The sequence below is a fragment of the Streptomyces sp. NPDC014676 genome, from assembly GCF_043084105.1.
Lineage (GTDB): Bacteria > Actinomycetota > Actinomycetes > Streptomycetales > Streptomycetaceae > Streptomyces.
Genome location: NZ_JBIBZI010000014.1, coordinates 71,836 through 88,982, shown reverse-complemented (window position 1 = coordinate 88,982; position 17,147 = coordinate 71,836). Strand labels below are relative to the sequence as shown.

Below are 17,147 nucleotides of genomic sequence, written 5' to 3'. Positions count from 1 at the left end.
GCGGCCGGCCGCCGGCAGCGGATGCGGTACTCAGGCTTCGTCCTCGGCGTCCTCCTCCGCGTCCGGGTCCCGGAAGGGCCGCAGGCCCTGGCCGGGCCCGCTGGCCTTGATGTTGAACAAATAGCGGCCCAGGAAGTTGATGTGCCGGTCCTTGAGCGGGGAGAGGCGGGCCACGTCCTCGTCCCTGATGTCGTGGCCCTCGGCGCGGAGCTGGGCAACGGCGGCGTCCAGGTAGCGGGTGTTCCACAGGACCACGGCGTTGAGCACGAGACCGAGGCTGGCCAACTGGTCTTCCTGGCCCTCGCGGTATGCCTGACGGATCTGGCCCCGGCCACCGTGGCAGATCGCGCGGGCCAGGCGATGGCGGGACTCCTGGACGGTCAGCTGCCGGTTCATCAGACGCCGGTAGGTGTCGTCGACCGGGTCGACCAGGGCGAGCAGGTGCATGGTCTTGTCGATGCGGCCGTACTCGGCGAACGCAGCCCCCAGCGGGGTGGGGTGGCCCTCGCGGCCGAACATCCGCAGCAGGTCGTAGGCGCGGACCTGGTTGGTGATGAGCGATCCGGCGACGCGGAGCATGTCCGGCCAGTGCGTGGCGATGCGCTTCAGGTTGACCTTGTTGCGGGCGAGGGCCTCCAGTGGCCCGTACCCGGCGGCCAGCTCCTCGCCCCCGGGGAGGTCAGCCCGCCAGAACCGCTGGTCGGCGAGGTCGCGGAAGCGCGGGGCGAAGCGGAAGCCGAGCATCTTGTACAGGCCGAAGGCCATGTCCGAGTACGAGGCGTTGTCCGTCGCGACCATCTCGGGGCGCACGCCGCCGTCGAGGTTGAAGAGGGTGTCCAGGGTGAACAGGCTGTCGCGCGGGGTGCCGCGTACGACCATCGCGCCGATCCCCGCGACCTGGTCATTGACGGCGTTTAGCCAGGTCAGGCCCCGTTTGTATCCGTAATATTTGGGTGAGGGAGCGGTGTTGATGCTCTTGACGGGGACGACGAAGCGCAGCCCGTCGACGGAGGCGAGCAGCCCGCCGCCCCACATTTGGGCCAGTTCGATACGGGACTGCGCGGTGATCAGCGCGGCGTTCGCCGCGGCGATGGTGTCCGCGCGCAGGTAGTTCTGATCCACGTGAGACAGCCGCGAGCGGGTCAGCGCCTTGTTGGTGGTGGTGGCGTCGATGACCGGGGTCAGGCCGATGTTGCAGCTCTCGGCCACCAGCAGCGCCACCAGGGAGACGAGCAGCCCTTCCATGCGGGTGGGCCGGTCGGACACATGCTTGAAGAAGTCCAGGAAGCCGGTCCAGGAGTGGACCTCGAACAGCAGGTCCGGCAGATCGATTCTGGGGAGCATCGCCTCGGTGGTCTGCTTCAGCCAGGTCAGCGACTCCGGCTCGCCCACCGCACCCAACTTGTCCACCGACAACTTGGCCCGGCCGCCGCCCTCGGGGACGACGACCTCCACCTTCGCCTCGTCCCCGGCCTCCTCCAGCCGGTCGGCCATCTGCCGCCACGCAGCATCCAGGCCCCGGACCAGCTGGTCCAGGTGCTCGGCGGCGTCCTCGGACAGTGACATGCCCGCCAGCACGTCCGCCTTCATCGCCTCCCACCGCGGCCCGTCCAACAGCCTCGCGCGAGGGTCCGCCCACCGGTTCGACGGCGAGGCGAACACGTCCCGCCGGTTCAGCGCACGGTACAGCTGCTCCAGCACGCACACCACGTACGCGTCACGGTCCACAGAGCCCTGCGGCAGCTTGGAGTTGGAGAACACCGCCCGCTTCCACATCGCCGGCACGAGTTCGGCGTCGACCTCACAGGGCAGCAGCGGCCGGTCCTTCACCCGCCGCCGTGACAGCGCGGGCAACCGGCGCACCGCCGCGAGCACCCGCCGCCCGGCCGGGGCCGCGCCGAGCGCATCCGACTCACCCAGCAGGGAAAGGAATGGGCGCACCGTGTTGTACCGCAGGGCCAGCTTCTCCCGCATCGCCGCCTCGGCCGACCCGTCGTCCTCCGGCACCAGAGCCTCCACAGTCGCGACCGCCCCAGCGACCGCCGTACGCGGCACGGCCTCCTCCACCGCCGCCCACAGCGCGCCCACGTCCAGGTCCGTCCCGGCCTCGGTGACCAGGTCCAGCTCCTTGGTCAGGATCTTCGACGCCTTCGCCAGGATGCGCGCCGCCTTCTCCAACTGCGGCAGCATCGCCAACCGGTCCCGGTCCGACGCCCGCCGTGCGGGGCTGATCAGCCGAGTCGCCATGAGCACTGCGAACAGGTCCAGCGCGTCATCAACCGCCTGCGCCTCCAGCTGGCGCACCACCGCCGTCAACAGAGCGGTCTGCCGCGGCTCCGGCGCCCGCTCGATCGTCTGCGCCTTGCTCAGCTGCCCGTACCGGGCCAGCGTGTTCAGCCGGTTCACCGGCACCGATGCGAGATTCACCCGCCCCAGCCCGCTAGTGTCCTCAGCCATGACCGAGCCGACCTGCCTGCATGCCACCCGCGTGGCCTACGACACCGTTGCCGAAAACTACGCCAAGCTCGTGCCCCCCGCGTTCGAGGACGACCTGTACGGCCGCGCGATGATAAGCACGTTCGCCGAACTCACTCGGGCTCTCGACGCCGGGCCCGTCGCTGACCTCGGCTGCGGGCCCGGCCACGTGACAGCACACCTTCAGTCCCTCGGGGTGACCGCGTTCGGCATCGACCTGTCCCCGCAAACGGTTGCGGTTGCCCGGCGCAGGCATCCGGAGCTGCGATTCGACGAAGGGTCGATGACCGACCTGGACCTGGCTGACGGCAGTCTTGGCGGCGTCATCGCCTGGTACTCCACCGTGCACACCCCTCCGGAGCTGCTGCCGGTCGTGTTCGCGGAGTTCCACCGCGTGCTTGCTCCAGGCGGCCATCTGCTGATCGCCTTCAAGGCCGGTGACAGGCTCCGGAACCTGGAGAACGCATACGGGCATGAGCTGTCCCTCGACGTCTACTGGGTCTCTCCCGACCGCATCGCCGAGCTGCTGGGTCAGACCGGGCTGCTGGTGGATGCCCGGCTGATCCGCGAGCCGAACGAGCAGGAGAAGCCCCGGCAAGGTCAGCAGGCGTACCTCCTGGCCCGGAAGCCGGCGAAGCCTGGAACAAGGGTTACCGACACCCTCGCTTGACGTGCTCCCTCGCCGGCACGGGAGGTATCGCCGGGGCATTCATCGCGCGCCGTGTCGCCGAAAATCGTCGGCTGCCGCCCAACAGCTTTGCACAGTCGAGTAGTTGGCCGCCCTGAACTGTCAGTACCGGCCGCTACTGTCGAATGTTGCGCCGAGGAAGACCCCGCCCCGTCCCAGCCCCGCGACGAAACCCGACCACGCACTCCGCGGGAAGGCGAGCCGGGGTCCGCCGCGGTCCTTGGAGTCGCGGACGTGTATGGAGGTGGTGTCGGGGGCGACTTCGACGCATTCGCCGCCTTCGTCGCCGCTGTAGCTGCTCTTCGACCAGGTGAGCCGTGCGGACTGTTCGGTGTTCATAGGTCTCCCAGCATCTTCTCGATGAGGCGCAGGGACTCGCGCGGGGTGAGCGCCTGCCCTCGGATGCTGCCATGTTTCGCGGCCAGGACGCGTACCTCTTCCTGGTCAGTGATGAGGCGGCTGATGTGCTGGACCTCCAGATAGGCCACCTGTGGCTTGCCTTTCGGGGTGAGCAGGGTGAACGGTCCGCCCATGCCTGCGTGCTCTTCACTCGCGGTAGGCATGACCTGGATCTCCACATGACGCAAGCGGCCTGTCCGCAGCAGTTGTTCCAGCTGTCCGCGCTGTACGTCCGGCCCACCGAAGGGATGGCGCAGAATGCTTTCCTGGATGGTCGCACTTACGGTCGGCGGTGGCCATCGTGTCATCAACTCCTGCCGAGCCATCCTCGCGATCACCCGTTGTTCGATGGTCTCCTCATCGAAGAACGGCTGTCGACTGGCGAAGACGGCGCGGGCGTAGTCCGGGGTCTGGAACAGGCCGGGCACCGCCTGGTTGGCGAAGTAGCGCAGTTCGACCGCCTCCGCCTCCAGCCGCGCGTAGTCCCGGAACCACTCCGGATGGCGAACCCTTCGCCGTGTCTTCGCCCGCTCCACGTCCTCCGCCGCGGAGGCCAGCAGGCCCCCGCACTCCAGCAACCGGTCCACGGCGACGAGGAGTTCCGGTTGCGGGGTGCGCCGGGCGCGCTCGACGGAGGAGACGGTCTCCTCGCCGTACCCGAGCCGGTCGCCCAGTTCCTTCTGGCTCAGTCCGGCCCGCTCCCGGGCGACCTTGATCTGGCGGCCGAGGGCCCGGAACAGGTCCGCTACCCCGTCCGTGCCGTCCGTCTCGCCGCCCGTGGGAACCCCCGCACCCGGCTGTGCTGTCATGCCGTACCACCACCTTGTTCCTTGTGCTGAGGACGAACCGGCGACAGCACGGTCAGGTCATGGCCGTACGCCCGTACTTCGCACCGTCCGCACCGGGACAGTCACCCTGCGTACCGCCCGGAACGCTCCACACGGTAGGACGCGTCGATCACTCTCGGTGAGGTGAATCAGGAAACTGTCACCGCACCCGGTGAACCGGCCGTACTCACCCGCCACTTCCGCACCCTGTTCCCCGCCACGGCGCGGGGCGCGCACGGCGCCCGCCACGCCGCCGAGCGCTGGCTCGCCGCGCAGTGGGAACAACCGGAGGCGGCGTCCGGCGAGGAGGACACGGCCACGGCGTCCCTCCTCATCGCGGAACTGACCGCCAACGCCGCCCTGCACGGCCGGGTGCACGGCAGGGACGCACGTCTCGCCCTCACCCTGACACCCACCACCCTGCGCGTCGAGGTCACCGACGCGCGCGGCGACCGTTTGCCCGTACGCACGCCGGACGCCGACACCGATGCCGACGGCGGCAGCGAGTCCGGGCGGGGCCTGCTCCTGGTCACCGCGCTCGCCGATGCGTGGGGGTGCGAGCCCCACCACCCGGGAGGCAAGACGGTGTGGGCGGAGTGCGTCCGGGGGACCGCCGGGGCCGGGCGGTGGACGGCAGGGGCCGGGGACCGTCCTCCCCGCGTTCCTTGACCGGCACTGGGCCGTCAGCGCTACCGGAAGGCGTCGTCATGAGTCTGCTGTGAGCGGCGCCGCTCGGTAGGATCTTGCCGGCCTTCCCGTCGCGGGAGGACGGAGGCCGGGGCGAGGCGGCGGGGCCGGGCAGGGACGGGATCCGGCCGTCTCCTGTTCCTGTTCCTGCTGAGCGCCTGCCCGGGTCGACGGGGCGGGCGGAGACACGAGAGACGGGGGCAGCGGTGGATGCGGCATCGATGACGCTGCGCGGACTGTTCGGACCGGACCAGCGGCTTGTCGTACCGGTCTTCCAGAGGCCGTACGTATGGACCGAAGGCAGGAACTGGCGGCCGCTGTGGGAGGACGTCACCGCTCTGGTCCGCCGGAGGCTGGCGGGGGACAAGGTACATCCGCACTTCCTCGGCGCCGTGGTGCTGGATCAGATGCCGACCCCCACGGGGTCGATGCCCGCCCGGCAGGTCATCGACGGCCAGCAACGGCTGACGACGCTGCAGGTGCTCCTCGCGGCGATCCGCGACGTGGCGAGGGAACTCGAGGTCGACGACAGGTACGTGCGCGCGCTCGCCAAGCTCACCGCCAACGACGACGACATGGCCGACGACCCGTACGCCCTCTACAAGGTGTGGCCCACCCACATCGACAGGGCGTCCTTTCGCGACATCGTGGACGGCCGGCTGCGGCGGGCCACCGACGTCGCGGCACCGGCCGCTCCGGGCGCCTCGGCGATCGTCCAGGCGTACTGGTTCTTCCGCGACCGCACCGTCGAGTGGGTACAGGAGCTGACGTACGCATACACGGTGGACGAGATCTTCGACGCCGTGGTGCGCGTGCTGCGCGACACGTTCGAGCTCGTCGTCATCGACCTCAAGCCCGAGGACAACGCCCAGGTCATCTTCGAGGCGCTCAACGACCGCGGCACCCCACTGCAGGCCTCCGACCTCGTCAAAAACCTGGTCTTCCAGAAGGCGGAGGAGCAGGGGCTGCCGGTGGAGGAGCTCTACCGGGACGTGTGGGCCCGGTTGGAGACGCCCGACTGGCGCAAGGAGGTGCGGCAGGGAAGGCTGAAGCGCCCTCGGCTGGACGTCTTCCTCACGCAGTATCTGACCTGCGAGCTCGCCGAAGAGGTGCTGGCTCCCGAGCTGTTCCTGACCTTCCGCAGGTACGTGGCCGGTTCCGGCACGCCCCTGGTCGACCTGATGCGGCGCATGGTGGACCGGGCAGGCGCCTACCGGCAGTTGACGGCCGAGGAGCAGCCGGCCACCCCGGAGGGCCGGCTCCTGCGCACCGTCGGTGTCCTGGACGCCAACACCGTTCTGCCCGTGCTGCTGTGGCTGGTCACCCGCTTCGACGAGGACGACCGGGCCGATGCGATGCGGGCCCTGGACTCCTATCTGCTGCGTCGCACGGTCTGCCGGCTGACGACGAAGAACTACAACCGGCTCTTCCTGGAACTGCTCAAGGAGTTGAAGGCCAAGGACGACCCGGCGGTGGTGACCGACTTCCTGCTGCGTCAGGACGCCGACTCCGGCTACTGGCCCCGCGACCGTGACATCCGGGACGTCTTCCGCTCACAACCGCTGTACAAGCACCTCACCCGCGCCCGGCTGCGGCTGGTGCTGGCCGAGCTGGAGGCCACGTTGTACTCGGGCAAGACCGAGCGGATCGTCCACGACGGGGAACTGACGATCGAGCACCTGTTGCCCCAGTCCTGGGAGGCGCACTGGCCGCTTCCCGACGACGCGGGCCGCGGCAGCGTCGAGGCTCATCAACGCAGGGAGGCACTCGTCCATACCCTGGGGAACCTGACGCTGCTCACCCGCAAGCTCAACCCGGCGGTCTCCAACGGCCCCTGGGAGCACAAGCGGGCCGAGATCCTCCAGCACAGCGCGCTGTCCCTGAACCGTTCCCTGGCCGCGCGGTGGGACGAGGAGACCATCCTGGCCCGGGCGGACCATCTGACGGAGGCGTTCTGCCGTCGCTGGCAGCGCCCGGAGGGAGGCGCACCCGCTCTTCCGGCCTCCGGGCCGGCGACACAGGAGAGCGCGCCCGTCGGCAGGCCGGCGACGGTGAAGGTGCCCCAGACCCGCCGTGACGTCGCCCTCCACATGCGCGAGGCCTTCGCGGGTCTCCCGGTCGGGAGCGTCCTGACGGTCGCGCAGATCGTGGCGGTACGCACCAGTCAGTACGAGGCGGGCGAGATCAGCGCCGGCGCGGTGGCCGCCAGACTCCACAGCGGCACCGTTCCCGGCATACGGGTCGTTCCCGGCTCCAGCCCGCTGTCCGCCCGCAAGATCATCTGACCCGCCGCCGTGGCGGAGCGAGTGATCGTCGGACGGCCCGGACAGCTCTGCGACGGCTCCCCGCGGGCTGTCGCGGAGAACGTCAAGCGGCCCGCAGCCACGGACCGAGGATCGTGAAGTCCTGGTCGGTCAGACCGCGGGACGACGCGACGTGGTGGAGGAGCGCCTGCGCCGGGTGATGGGCGGACACCCAGTCCCGGTCGGCGTCGGTGATCTCGTCGTCGACCCAGGCGAACGGGCGTCCGTCCGCCCACGCGACGATGGCTCGGGTCTTCCAGTGGAGCCCGAACCACTGGTCTTCGTGCACGTGGGCGGCCGAGGGCTCCGGCCAGAGCACGGCCGGAAGCCGCGGCAGACCGAGCCGCGGCGCCAGCTCGGTATGGGCTTCCTCTCCCCAGGTGGTGGCCCAGACCAGGTCGCACGGCAGCGCTGCGAGCCGCGGTCCGAGCCTCGGGTCAAGGCGTGCCAGGTGCGCGTTCGGTCCGGTGCCCGTCGGCGCGTACTGCGGGCCGGCACCGAAGGGCAGGAGTGGCCCGTCGACGTCCAGGAAGAACAGGGGGCGGTCACGGTGCATGGTCATGCCGCCACCTTGCCGCAGGTGACGGCAGGAGCGGCGGGTCGTACCCACACCGTACGCACGGAGCATCGCGCCCTCGAGACCCCGGCGGGGGCAGGACGTCGTCCGGGCCCTCACCTTCGCCGGACGCCCCGCTCCTCCTGACCGTGCGGGGCTACGGCTCATCGTGCTTCTCGTCCGCCCAGGTCCGAGCCCGTCGAAACGTTCGCCGCCGTTCCACGGGCCCACGCCCGGCGGCGCGCGTCGCCGCTTCCGGTGCGGGCTGCTCGCAGGAGTCCTTCTTCTCCATGCGGCTCTTTGCCCGAAGGAGTGCTCGTGTCGCCCATGCCCGACCGACGATCCCGCCGGCCGGCGGTGTCGGGTTCACTGTCCGTCGTCGCCGGGCGCGAGCATGGGTACACCCTCGGTACTCCGTGCGAGCACACGGGAAGAGGGGTGGGCGAGGTCGACGGCGGCCGGGATGCGCTGGGGGCGTCCGGCTGCTCGCGGAGTTCTACCGCGGGTAGAATCGGAGGTATGGGCAAGCCGACGAGCATCAAGACCAGCGAGGAAGTGCGGGACCGACTGCGCGTCCTCGCCGAAGAGCGCGGCACCACCATCACCGAGCTGCTGGAAGAGCTCGCCGGCCGCGAACTCACGGCGGCCGAGCGGGAGCAGCGTGCTGTCGAGGCCGCCCGTGAGCTCGGTATCGAGTACGGCGAGCAGGTGCGGCAGGCCGGCCAGGACGCCTGGGCGAGGATCCGCGCCCACCAGGGCGACGCCGCAGCATGAACCTGACGGCCGTCCTGGACCACACCGCTCTGACCGCCCTGTACCGTGCGGACCCTTTCTTCACCGGCCTCTACGTCGAAGCCTCGCGCGGCACCGGCCGCGTCCTGATCCCGTCGCTCTCCCTTGTCGCCGCCGAGCGGCAGGACGCCGGCGCTGGCAGGCACGCGGCATCCCTGCGATTCGCCGAGAATGTCCCGTTCACCGCTGCGCACGCGGCGGACGCGATGGGCTGGGCGAGCACGGACTGGCCGGTGGCTCACGCGGCGGCGATCGCCTGGCACGCGGTCAAGGCGGGAGAGCCGCTGACGGTCCTGTCCCTGGAACCCGAACTGTACGCGGGCACCGGCATCACTCCGTTGAATCCCACCTGACCCGACGCCCGCCCCGAACCGCGAAGCAGGGAGAGTTCCCCGCCCGGCCGGTCCGTCGGGCAGCGCCTCGTTCGACCGGGCTGTACCCGGTGGAACTGTCGTGTGACCTGCTCGCGGCCGCCTCGGTGGCCCTGTGCCGCGACCACCACGCCGAGCCGCCCGCGCCCGGGCCCGCTCCAAGGCCCTGGCCGCCGAGGAAGGCCCCGACGGGGGCGGCGCACATGGCCGGCATGCGGGAGGTGGAGGCGACCCGGCCCATGAGGTGCGCCGGTACGATCGCCTGCCTCAGGGAGGGCCCGAGCACCATCGTGGCCCCCATGGCGGCCCCGCAGACGGCGGGCGCCGGCCGGCCGCGTACGGGTTCGGGGCAGCAGCGAGGCCCAGGATGGCGAGCCCTTCGACCGCGGCCGTGCAGGTCAGTGCGGTGCCGGTGCCGAGTTGTCGGCCGAGGCGGGAGGCGATGCCCGCACCGAGCAGGCCGCCGGTGGCCTCCGCCGTGAGGAACAGGCCGAAGCCGTGGGTGTCGGTGCCGAAACGGTCGTGCGCGAAGAGGGCGAGGACGGTCTCCACGGCGAGGAAGGCGACGTTCCCGACCGCCGGCCGGAGCGCGAGGCCGAGCGGTTCGTCGCGGCAGTCTGAACGGGAACCCGGCGGATACTTGCCGGATGGACGGATCAAGGGCTTCTTGGGTCAGCACCACGCACGATTGGGCCGGCACCGTGGACGTGGACCATCTCGACCGGATCCGCCGGGGGCCCGCGGAGTTCGCGCCGGGCGGACCCGGACACCTTGTTCTCGAGGTCGTCGCTTACGCCGCTGACGAGGCGGCGAGCCGGGGCGGCGGACGGTGTGTGGTCACGCTGCATGCCGACGGCTCGGTGTCGGTGAAGGACGACGGCCGGGGCACCGACACTCGGGTCGACGAGCACGGCCACGTGGTGAAGAAGCCGGTCATGGCCACGAAGGATCTTCGGTTCTTCGACCTCCCGGAGGCGGAGCGGCTTCCGGACGGACATCCGCGTCGCGGCATGTCCGTCGTCGCAGCGCTCAGCGAGTGGCTGATTCATACGAACCGTCGTCTCAACGGATCCTGGAGCCGGCGCTATGAGCACGGCGTCCCGGTGACCGGTCTGCGGCCCGTCGAAGCCGACGGGACCACGGGGACCTGCGTCCGCTTCCTGCCGGACGAAGCCCTGCGTTCGCGGTGGTCGTTGACCGCGGGCGATTTGGTGCGGTGGTCCGAGCACTGGCCCGCCCTGGCTGTCCGCCTCGACGATCAGCGCGACGGCGAGGACCGGTCGGCTCCGTGACCGCGGGGCGGCACGGCCGGGCCGCATCGGGGGGAGCGGCCCGGCCGGCTCCCGACCCGCGGTTCTGGTGCCCGGCCCCGTGGTGTGGAGGTGGCAGGCGTCAAGGCCGGTCTCGGTCCGCCGCAGCGGGGACCTCCTCGGCCGCATGGTCGGTGACGCCTGCCGCGCGGGAGGACGAGCCGGAAGAGGAGTGAGCGTCGCCGTTCAGCCGCCGCAGGCGCAGCCCGTGGCAGCCGGCACCGGCGCGGTGCCCGCCTCCTGCCCGGCGCAGCAGGCGTCACCGCCGGCGACGGGACTCTTGCCCAGCCGGTCGGCGTCGGCCTTGACGACGTAGACCTCCCACGGCTCCTTGCCGGGGCCGGTCACCCACACCTTGTCCTGAAGCGCGTAGCAGCAGGAGGTGTCGTTCTCCTCGAAGGTCGCCAGCCCGGCCTCCTTCAGCCGGGTCGTGGCGGCGTCGACCTGCTCGGTGGAGGCGACCTCGACGCCCAGGTGGTCCAGGCGGGTGTCCTCGCCGGGCTCGCCCTCGATGAGGACGAGCTTGAGCGGGGGTTCGGTGACGGCGAAGTTGGCGTAGCCCTCGCGGCGCTTGGCCGGCTCGGTCCCGAACAGCCTGGAGTAGAAGGCGATCGAGGCGTCGAGGTCGGCGACGCGCAGGGCGAGCTGGACACGGGACATGGCGGTCTCCCATCGGACGGCTTGTTTCGATGTCTGTCGATACAGTCGACCTTGCCACCGGGATCGACGGCTGTCAATATTGAAGAATGTCGAAACAAGCTGGTCTGCCGGTGCTCGGACAGGACGATGCCGCGTGCTGCGCGCCCATGGTCCGCGAGCCGCTCGGTGAGGAGGCCGCGGCCGAGCTGTCGCGGATGTTCAAGGCGCTGTCGGACCCGATCCGGCTGCGGCTGCTGTCGTTGATCGCCTCGTACGAGGGCGGCGAGGCGTGCGTGTGCGACCTCATCGGCCCGTTCGAGGTCTCCCAGCCGACGATCTCCCACCATCTGAAGGTGCTGAGGGAGGCCGGCCTGGTCGGCTCCGAGCGGCGCGGAACCTGGGTGTACTACTGGGTGCTGCCCGAGGCCCTGGCGAAGCTGTCCGACCTGCTCCGGATCCCCGCCGTTCCCGCGAAGGTCCCGGCGTGAGCGCGCCCGCGCCGTTGGCACGGCGGGCGGTGGCCGAGGGGCTCGGGACGGCCGCGCTGGTCGCGGTGGTGGTCGGCTCCGGCATCCAGGCCACCGAACTGACCCACGATGTGGGAACACAACTGCTGGCCAACTCCCTCGCCACCGTCTTCGGCCTCGGCGTGCTGATCGCCCTGCTCGGCCCGGTGTCGGGGGCGCACTTCAATCCGGCGGTCACCCTCGCCGCCTGGTTCACCGGCCGCCGCACCGGCGAGGGCCCCGCCCTGCGCGAGGTCGCGGTGTACGTGCCCGCCCAGGTCGCCGGGGCGATCGCCGGCGCGGTGCTGGCCGACGCCATGTTCGGCAGGCCGCTGGTGCGCCTCTCCACCCACGACCGGTGGGCCGGGCACCTGTGGCTGGCGGAGACCGTGGCCACCGCGGGGCTGGTCTGGCTCGTCTTCGGCCTGGCCCGCGCCGGCCGCGCGCACCTGGCGCCGCCGCTGGTCGCCTCCTACATCGGCGCGGCGTACTGGTTCACCTCCTCCACCAGCTTCGCCAACCCGGCCGTCACGATCGGCCGGACGTTCACCGACACCTTCGCCGGCATCGCCCCCGCCTCCGTGCCGCCCTTCCTCGCCGCCCAGCTGATCGGCGCCGCCGCCGGTCTCGGCCTGGTCGCCGTCTGCTTCGGCCGCCCGGCCGCCGCGGGCGAGGACGAGGCCGTCGTCCCCCGCACCGGGCAGCAGCCCGCCGCCCCCGCCCGTTCCACCGAAGAAAGCGGCCTGGCCCGATGAGCACCTCCGCCGTTCCCTCCGTGCTGTTCGTCTGCGTGCACAACGCCGGCCGCTCCCAGATGGCCGCCGCCTTCCTCACCCACCTCGGCGCGGACCGGGTCCAGGTCCGCTCGGCCGGATCCGCCCCCGCCGACACGGTGAACCAGGCCGTGGTGGAGGCCATGGCCGAGGTCGGCATCGACATCTCCGCCGAGATCCCCAAGGTCCTCACCACCGAGGCCGTGCGGTCCTCGGACGTGGTGATCACCATGGGCTGCGGTGACGCCTGCCCCTACTTCCCCGGCAAGCGCTACCTGGACTGGCAGCTCGAGGACCCGGCCGGGCAGGGCGTCGCCGCGGTCCGGCCGATCCGCGACGAGATCGAGCAGCGCATCCGCGGCCTCCTCACCGAACTCGGCATCAAAGCGGCGTGACGGCCACCGGGACCGGCCCGCACATCGCGCCTCTGCGGCCGGGGCGGGCCCGGGACCGGTGCCCTGCCGGACCGTGGGCGGGCCGGACCGCCGGTACCGGGGTTCGCCGGCCGGCGCTGAAGCCGGGGCGGGACGCCCCGGCGACGTTGTGTCGATCACGGGGGACGTCCCGCGTCACTCGGGTCCGGTCGCCGGTCACGGGCGCGGCAGCGCACCGCCGTCGTGGTGCGGGGACGCCGTGGGCAGTTCCACGGTGACGCGGAGCCCGCCGGCGGGGCGCGGGGTGAGGACGAGTGTCCCGTCGTGCGCGTGGGTGATGGTCTTGACGATCGCCAGGCCGAGGCCGACGCCCGCGTGATCGGTGTGCAGGCGCTCGGTGCCGCGCCGGAACCGTTCGGTGAGGGTCGGGACCAGGTGCGGGGTGAGCCGCTCGCCGGTGTTCTCGACGGTGAGCACCGCGGTCCCGGCGTGGGCGCTGGTGCGGATCCACACGGTGCCCCGTCCGGGCAGGTTGTGGATGATCGCGTTCTGTACGAGGTTGGCGGTCAGCTGCAGCAACAGCGCCTGCGATCCGATGGCGGGGGTGATGTCGCCGGACGTCTCGATGGTGACGCCGTGCTTCTCCGCGAGGGGGAGGAGCGTTTCAGCGGTCTCTTCCGCCACGAGGGACAGGTCGACGTGTTCTCGGGTGAAGGACCGCTGCTCGGCGCGGCTGAGCAGGAGCAGCGCCTCGGTGAGGTCGATGGCCCGGGTGTTGACGGCGTGGAGGCGGTCGAGGAGCGGGTCGGCGGCGCGGTCCGGATCGGCGCGGGCCGCGTCGAGAAGCGACTTCGAGACCGCCAGCGGGGTGCGCAGCTCGTGGGAGGCGTTGGCCGCGAACCTCTGTTGTTCGGCGACGCGCGCTTCGAGCTGCGCGAGCATGGTGTCGAAGGCGTCGGCGAGTTCGCGGAACTCGTCCTTGCGGCCCGGCAGCCGGATCCGGTGGGAGAGCGACCCGTGCGTGGCCGTGCGGGTGGCGTGGGTGATGCGGGTCAGGGGGGCCAGCATGCGGCCGGCGAGGATCCATCCTCCCAGGAGGCCGAACACCAGCAGGAACGCCAGTACCGCGGCCGCCCGCGGAGCGAAGACGTCCAGGAGGGCGCTCCGGACGGGAAAGACGCCGCTCGTGAGTTCGTCGTCGGGGTTGATGAGCATCGCACGGTCGGGGACGTACCGCAGGAGGAACACCCACACCGCCGCGAGCATCAGGACGCCGGCGAGCATGAGGAATCCGGCGTAGCTGAGGGTGAGCTTGAGGCGCACGCTCAGCCCGGGTGCCCTATCCACGGTCTCCTCCCGTGCCGCCGGCCTCCGGTCGCGTGTCGATGCGGTAGCCGACGCCCGGCACGGTGGCGATGATCCAGGGTTCGCCGAGCCGCTTGCGCAGGGCCGAGACGGTGATGCGTACGGCGTTGGTGAACGGGTCGGCGTTCTCGTCCCACGCCCGTTCCAGGAGTTCCTCGGCGCCGACCACCCCGCCTTCCGCGGCGACGAGGACGTCGAGCACCGCGAACTGTTTGCGGGTGAGCGCCACGTAGCGGCCGTCCCGGTGGACCTCCCTGCGGAACGGGTCCAGGCGCAGGCCCGCGATCTCCCGCACGGGCGGCCTGGTGTGGGCACGCCTGCGGTCGAGCGCTCTGAGCCTGAGCACGAGCTCCCGCAGCTCGAAGGGTTTCGTGAGGTAGTCGTCGGCGCCGAGTCCGAAGCCGGAGGCCTTGTCGTCGAGACGGTCGGCCGCGGTGAGCATGAGGATCGGTGTGCCGCTTCCGGAGGCGACGATGCGTGTGGCGACCTCGTCACCGGACGGTCCGGGGATGTCACGGTCGAGGACGGCGATGTCGTAGGCGCAGACGCTCAGCATGTCCAGAGCGGTGTCGCCGTCACCCGCGATATCGGCCGCGATCGCCTCCAGGCGCAGGCCGTCGCGGATGGCTTCCGCCATGTAGGGCTCGTCCTCGACGATCAGCACGCGCATGCGTTCGATGCTACGAGTCGGCGCATATCGTCCGCGTATCGAGAACCGCATACGGGCCGGCAACATCGTGTCGCCTTGACTGGCGGCATGCTTCCCAGCACATCAGCGGCACGAGCCACCGCCCGGACGTCCGCGCACGTCCGGGGCGACGCGGTCGGCCCCGGGGACTCCGATGCGACGGCGTGGCTGTCCGGCCCGGTACGCCGGCCCCGCCCGGGGCCCGGGGGCGCGGCCGTGACCAGGACACCCGGCGTGCCCCGGCGCACCCGCCGGCCTCTCTCCTCGTGCGGGTACCGCCCGCGAACGGTGAACCGCGGGCACCACCCGCGAACGGTGGACAAGGACGGACGATGCCCCAGGTGAAGACGCCGAAGACGCCGAAGACGGCGGAGGCCGGGCAGGACGGCGCCGGCCGCCGGAACGCCGGCGCCGGTACCGGCCGGCCGGCCCGGTGTGTGCGCGTCCGCCGGGCGGTGGGCGGTCTCTTCCGGCCAGGGCCCTGGAAGCGCGGCCCGGTGCTCGTGGTGTCGGCGGTGCTCCTCGGCCTGATGCTGCTGCTGCACGCGCGGATCACGGACCGCTGGGGCCTCGGCAGTCTGGTGGAGACCTTCCTGCCGTGGTTCGGCCTCTGCGTACCGGTGCTGCTGGCCGGGGCGCTGTGGCGTCGTTCCGCCTCGGCGGTGGTCGCGCTGCTGCTGCCGGCCGGGGTGTGGCTGCACCTCTTCGGCGGGCTGCTCGGCACCGCCTCCCACCCGGGCGGCGACGCCGTCCTCACCGTGGCCGAGCACAATGTCGGCGCCGGCAACCCCGACCCGGCCGGCACCGCCCGCGATCTGGCCGCCTCCGGGGCGGACGTGCTGGCCCTGGTGGAGCTGACCGGGCAGGCCCGGGGCACGTACGAGAAGGAGCTGGCGAGGACGTACCCCCACCACACGGTGCTGGGCACCGTCGGACTGTGGAGCAGGCTGCCGCTGTCGGACATCCGGCCGGTCGACACCGGGATCGACCACGGGCCGCTGGCGGCCACCAAGCCGGCCGACGTCAGGATGACCTACAACCGGGCGCTGCGCGCCACGGTGGCCACGGACCACGGGCCGCTGGCGGTGTACGTGGCCCACCTGGGATCCGTACGGCTGATGCCCAGGGGCGGCTTCTGGACGGACAGCCGGGACCGCAACGCGCAGGCGCTCGGCGAGGCCCTCGCCGCCGAGCGGAGCGAGCGGGTGGTGCTGCTCGGCGACCTGAACGGCACGGTGGACGACCGCGCGCTCGACGGCATCACCTCGCGGATGCGCTCGGCCCAGACGGAGGCCGGGGACGGCTTCGGTTTCACCTGGCCGGCGAAGTTCCCGGTCGCGCGGATCGACCAGATCCTGGTCCGCGGTGCGGAGCCGATGAGCTCGTGGGTCCTGCCGGCCACCGGCAGCGACCACCTGCCGGTGGCGGCCGGGATCGGCTGGTGAACGTGGTGGAACGCCCCGGGATCCGTCACGCCTCCCGCGGGACCGGCCGCCGCGGGGCCCGAAGGACGGCTGCGGGGCCGGGCATCCGCGGTTCGGGTACGGGATCCCGCCGGCAGGCGGAGCCGGGGACGATCCGCGCGGGGGCATGAACCGGCGAGGGCGCCGCACCCTCGGGAAGGCGGCCGAGGGGGGAGCCGGGGCCACGGCCATGCCGTCGTCGTCCGCCGGGAGAGCCGCACGGGCCCGCGTCGGGCACTGACCGCCGGCCTCCCGGCCCGTGCCGGGACGGGCCGGTGGCGTCAGAGGCGGAAGAGCTCCGTGAAGCGGGTGAGGAGGGACTCCGGGCCCTTGAGGGCGATGCTCTGGCCGGCGAGTGCCTCGGCGGGGGTCAGGGTGGCGCGCATGAGGTCGAGGACGGGATGACCGGAGCGGGTCTCGATGACCAGGTCGGGGTCGGGGTGGGGGCCGTGGGCGACGCTGAGGCGGTCGCCGTCGACGGACAGGGCGAAGGTCGCGTCCGCCATGCGCACCTCGTAGCCGAGGGTCTCTCCGGCGGCGGCCTCGGGGCGGAAGGCCGTGTGGAAGGACAGGGCGCGGCTTTCGGTGGTGGTGATCTCGCCGGGGCGGGGCCCGGTCATGGTGCGGGCGCCCCAGCGGCCGAGGGCGGTCACGGCCGGCTGGAGCGCGTGGCCGTGTTCGGTGAGTTCGTAGACGACACCGCGGTCGGGGTGGGGCAGGGCGCGGCGGACGGCGACGCCGTGGGCCTCGAGCTGCTTGAGGCGGGTCGCGAGGATGTTGGTGGGGATGTTCGGCAGGCCGTTGCGCAGGTCGGTGTAGCGCTTGGGGCCGAGCAGGAGGTCCCGGACGATCAGCAGGGTCCAGCGCTCGCCGACGACCTCCATCGCGCGGGCGAGGCCGCAGAACTGGCCGTACTCCTTCACCGTCATGG

17 protein-coding genes and 2 pseudogenes are annotated in these 17,147 nt (G+C 71.8%); 10 read left to right on the top strand and 9 right to left on the bottom strand.

Features of this window, described 5'->3' with window-relative positions; genetic code table 11:
- Window positions 1-30: 30 nt before the first annotated feature.
- A pseudogene (locus ACF1DX_RS30885) lies at window positions 31-2,436 on the bottom strand (Tn3 family transposase); the annotation flags it as partial.
- A gap of 19 nt (window positions 2,437-2,455) precedes the next feature.
- Here ACF1DX_RS30885 and ACF1DX_RS30880 point away from each other — a divergent pair.
- Window positions 2,456-3,145: a class I SAM-dependent methyltransferase gene (locus ACF1DX_RS30880; RefSeq protein ID WP_391794435.1), complete on the top strand. Its 690-nt coding sequence runs from the start codon at window positions 2,456-2,458 to the stop codon at window positions 3,143-3,145.
- Between the two features lie 120 nt (window positions 3,146-3,265).
- Here the strand turns inward: ACF1DX_RS30880 and ACF1DX_RS30875 are convergent, their stop codons facing one another.
- Both ACF1DX_RS30875 and ACF1DX_RS30870 read right to left on the bottom strand, forming a co-directional pair.
- The gene (locus ACF1DX_RS30875) at window positions 3,266-3,502 is read right to left on the bottom strand and encodes a DUF397 domain-containing protein (protein ID WP_391794434.1); all 237 of its coding nucleotides are present in this window, start codon (window positions 3,500-3,502) and stop codon (window positions 3,266-3,268) included.
- Window positions 3,499-4,371 carry a Scr1 family TA system antitoxin-like transcriptional regulator gene (locus ACF1DX_RS30870; RefSeq protein ID WP_391794433.1) on the bottom strand — a complete coding sequence of 291 codons (873 nt, stop codon included), beginning with the start codon at window positions 4,369-4,371 and terminating at the stop codon, window positions 3,499-3,501. Before ACF1DX_RS30870 ends, ACF1DX_RS30875 begins: the two co-directional genes overlap by 4 nt.
- 162 nt (window positions 4,372-4,533) lie before the next feature.
- Here ACF1DX_RS30870 and ACF1DX_RS30865 point away from each other — a divergent pair, with 162 nt between their 5' ends.
- On the top strand, window positions 4,534-5,058 hold the full coding sequence (locus tag ACF1DX_RS30865; RefSeq protein WP_391794432.1) for an ATP-binding protein: 525 nt from the start codon (window positions 4,534-4,536) through the stop codon (window positions 5,056-5,058).
- Window positions 5,059-5,282: 224 nt separating this feature from the next.
- A complete protein-coding gene (locus ACF1DX_RS30860) occupies window positions 5,283-7,361 on the top strand; it encodes a DUF262 domain-containing protein (protein ID WP_391794431.1) in 2,079 nt (692 codons plus the stop codon).
- 82 nt (window positions 7,362-7,443) lie between these two features.
- On the opposite strand, the gene ACF1DX_RS30855 is transcribed toward ACF1DX_RS30860, so the two are convergent.
- Window positions 7,444-7,941: an HAD domain-containing protein gene (locus ACF1DX_RS30855; protein WP_391794430.1), complete on the bottom strand. Its 498-nt coding sequence runs from the start codon at window positions 7,939-7,941 to the stop codon at window positions 7,444-7,446.
- 513 nt (window positions 7,942-8,454) lie between these two features.
- Here ACF1DX_RS30855 and ACF1DX_RS30850 point away from each other — a divergent pair.
- Window positions 8,455-8,709: a hypothetical protein gene (locus ACF1DX_RS30850; RefSeq protein ID WP_391794429.1), complete on the top strand. Its 255-nt coding sequence runs from the start codon at window positions 8,455-8,457 to the stop codon at window positions 8,707-8,709.
- Window positions 8,706-9,080 carry a PIN domain-containing protein gene (locus ACF1DX_RS30845; RefSeq protein ID WP_391794428.1) on the top strand — a complete coding sequence of 125 codons (375 nt, stop codon included), beginning with the start codon at window positions 8,706-8,708 and terminating at the stop codon, window positions 9,078-9,080. Before ACF1DX_RS30850 ends, ACF1DX_RS30845 begins: the two co-directional genes overlap by 4 nt.
- Before the next feature lie 187 nt (window positions 9,081-9,267).
- On the opposite strand, the pseudogene ACF1DX_RS30840 reads toward ACF1DX_RS30845, so the two are convergent.
- Window positions 9,268-9,698, bottom strand: a pseudogene (locus ACF1DX_RS30840) (MFS transporter); the annotation flags it as partial.
- A gap of 101 nt (window positions 9,699-9,799) precedes the next feature.
- Here ACF1DX_RS30840 and ACF1DX_RS30835 point away from each other — a divergent pair.
- A complete protein-coding gene (locus tag ACF1DX_RS30835; RefSeq protein ID WP_391794426.1) occupies window positions 9,800-10,390 on the top strand; it encodes an ATP-binding protein in 591 nt (196 codons plus the stop codon).
- 204 nt (window positions 10,391-10,594) lie between these two features.
- Here ACF1DX_RS30835 and ACF1DX_RS30830 read toward each other — a convergent pair whose 3' ends face one another.
- On the bottom strand, window positions 10,595-11,068 hold the full coding sequence (locus ACF1DX_RS30830) for an ArsI/CadI family heavy metal resistance metalloenzyme (RefSeq protein WP_391794425.1): 474 nt from the start codon (window positions 11,066-11,068) through the stop codon (window positions 10,595-10,597).
- A gap of 86 nt (window positions 11,069-11,154) precedes the next feature.
- Between ACF1DX_RS30830 and ACF1DX_RS30825 the strand changes: the two genes are divergently transcribed.
- The 3 genes from ACF1DX_RS30825 to ACF1DX_RS30815 are packed head-to-tail and all read left to right on the top strand — an operon-like array spanning window position 11,155 to window position 12,721.
- The gene (locus tag ACF1DX_RS30825) at window positions 11,155-11,535 is read left to right on the top strand and encodes an ArsR/SmtB family transcription factor (RefSeq protein WP_391794424.1); all 381 of its coding nucleotides are present in this window, start codon (window positions 11,155-11,157) and stop codon (window positions 11,533-11,535) included.
- Entirely contained in the window at window positions 11,532-12,308 is a 777-nt protein-coding gene (locus ACF1DX_RS30820; protein ID WP_391794423.1) for an aquaporin, read from the top strand. Before ACF1DX_RS30825 ends, ACF1DX_RS30820 begins: the two co-directional genes overlap by 4 nt.
- Window positions 12,305-12,721, top strand: a complete 417-nt coding sequence (locus tag ACF1DX_RS30815; protein ID WP_391794422.1) for an arsenate reductase ArsC — start codon at window positions 12,305-12,307, stop codon at window positions 12,719-12,721. Before ACF1DX_RS30820 ends, ACF1DX_RS30815 begins: the two co-directional genes overlap by 4 nt.
- A 195-nt stretch (window positions 12,722-12,916) precedes the next feature.
- Here the strand turns inward: ACF1DX_RS30815 and ACF1DX_RS30810 are convergent, their stop codons facing one another.
- The gene (locus ACF1DX_RS30810) at window positions 12,917-14,047 is read right to left on the bottom strand and encodes a sensor histidine kinase (RefSeq protein WP_391794421.1); all 1,131 of its coding nucleotides are present in this window, start codon (window positions 14,045-14,047) and stop codon (window positions 12,917-12,919) included.
- Entirely contained in the window at window positions 14,040-14,735 is a 696-nt protein-coding gene (locus ACF1DX_RS30805) for a response regulator transcription factor (RefSeq protein WP_391794420.1), read from the bottom strand. The genes ACF1DX_RS30810 and ACF1DX_RS30805 overlap by 8 nt, the downstream gene beginning before the upstream one ends.
- A 350-nt stretch (window positions 14,736-15,085) precedes the next feature.
- Here ACF1DX_RS30805 and ACF1DX_RS30800 point away from each other — a divergent pair, with 350 nt between their 5' ends.
- Window positions 15,086-16,198: an endonuclease/exonuclease/phosphatase family protein gene (locus ACF1DX_RS30800; RefSeq protein ID WP_391794419.1), complete on the top strand. Its 1,113-nt coding sequence runs from the start codon at window positions 15,086-15,088 to the stop codon at window positions 16,196-16,198.
- Window positions 16,199-16,497: 299 nt separating this feature from the next.
- Here the strand turns inward: ACF1DX_RS30800 and ACF1DX_RS30795 are convergent, their stop codons facing one another.
- Window positions 16,498-17,145 carry a winged helix-turn-helix transcriptional regulator gene (locus ACF1DX_RS30795; protein ID WP_391794418.1) on the bottom strand — a complete coding sequence of 216 codons (648 nt, stop codon included), beginning with the start codon at window positions 17,143-17,145 and terminating at the stop codon, window positions 16,498-16,500.
- Window positions 17,146-17,147: the final 2 nt, after the last annotated feature.

Excerpts from the sequence above, each read along its gene's own strand:
- ACF1DX_RS30880 (WP_391794435.1), top strand. The coding sequence starts at position 2,456 with ATGACCGAGCCGACCTGCCTGCATGCCACCCGCGTGGCCTACGACACC.
- ACF1DX_RS30875 (WP_391794434.1), bottom strand. The coding sequence starts at position 3,502 with ATGAACACCGAACAGTCCGCACGGCTCACCTGGTCGAAGAGCAGCTAC.
- ACF1DX_RS30870 (WP_391794433.1), bottom strand. The coding sequence starts at position 4,371 with ATGACAGCACAGCCGGGTGCGGGGGTTCCCACGGGCGGCGAGACGGAC.
- ACF1DX_RS30855 (WP_391794430.1), bottom strand. The coding sequence starts at position 7,941 with ATGACCATGCACCGTGACCGCCCCCTGTTCTTCCTGGACGTCGACGGG.
- ACF1DX_RS30850 (WP_391794429.1), top strand. The coding sequence starts at position 8,455 with ATGGGCAAGCCGACGAGCATCAAGACCAGCGAGGAAGTGCGGGACCGA.
- ACF1DX_RS30845 (WP_391794428.1), top strand. The coding sequence starts at position 8,706 with ATGAACCTGACGGCCGTCCTGGACCACACCGCTCTGACCGCCCTGTAC.
- ACF1DX_RS30830 (WP_391794425.1), bottom strand. The coding sequence starts at position 11,068 with ATGTCCCGTGTCCAGCTCGCCCTGCGCGTCGCCGACCTCGACGCCTCG.
- ACF1DX_RS30825 (WP_391794424.1), top strand. The coding sequence starts at position 11,155 with ATGTCGAAACAAGCTGGTCTGCCGGTGCTCGGACAGGACGATGCCGCG.
- ACF1DX_RS30815 (WP_391794422.1), top strand. The coding sequence starts at position 12,305 with ATGAGCACCTCCGCCGTTCCCTCCGTGCTGTTCGTCTGCGTGCACAAC.
- ACF1DX_RS30805 (WP_391794420.1), bottom strand. The coding sequence starts at position 14,735 with ATGCGCGTGCTGATCGTCGAGGACGAGCCCTACATGGCGGAAGCCATC.
- ACF1DX_RS30800 (WP_391794419.1), top strand. The coding sequence starts at position 15,086 with ATGCCCCAGGTGAAGACGCCGAAGACGCCGAAGACGGCGGAGGCCGGG.
- ACF1DX_RS30795 (WP_391794418.1), bottom strand. The coding sequence starts at position 17,145 with ATGACGGTGAAGGAGTACGGCCAGTTCTGCGGCCTCGCCCGCGCGATG.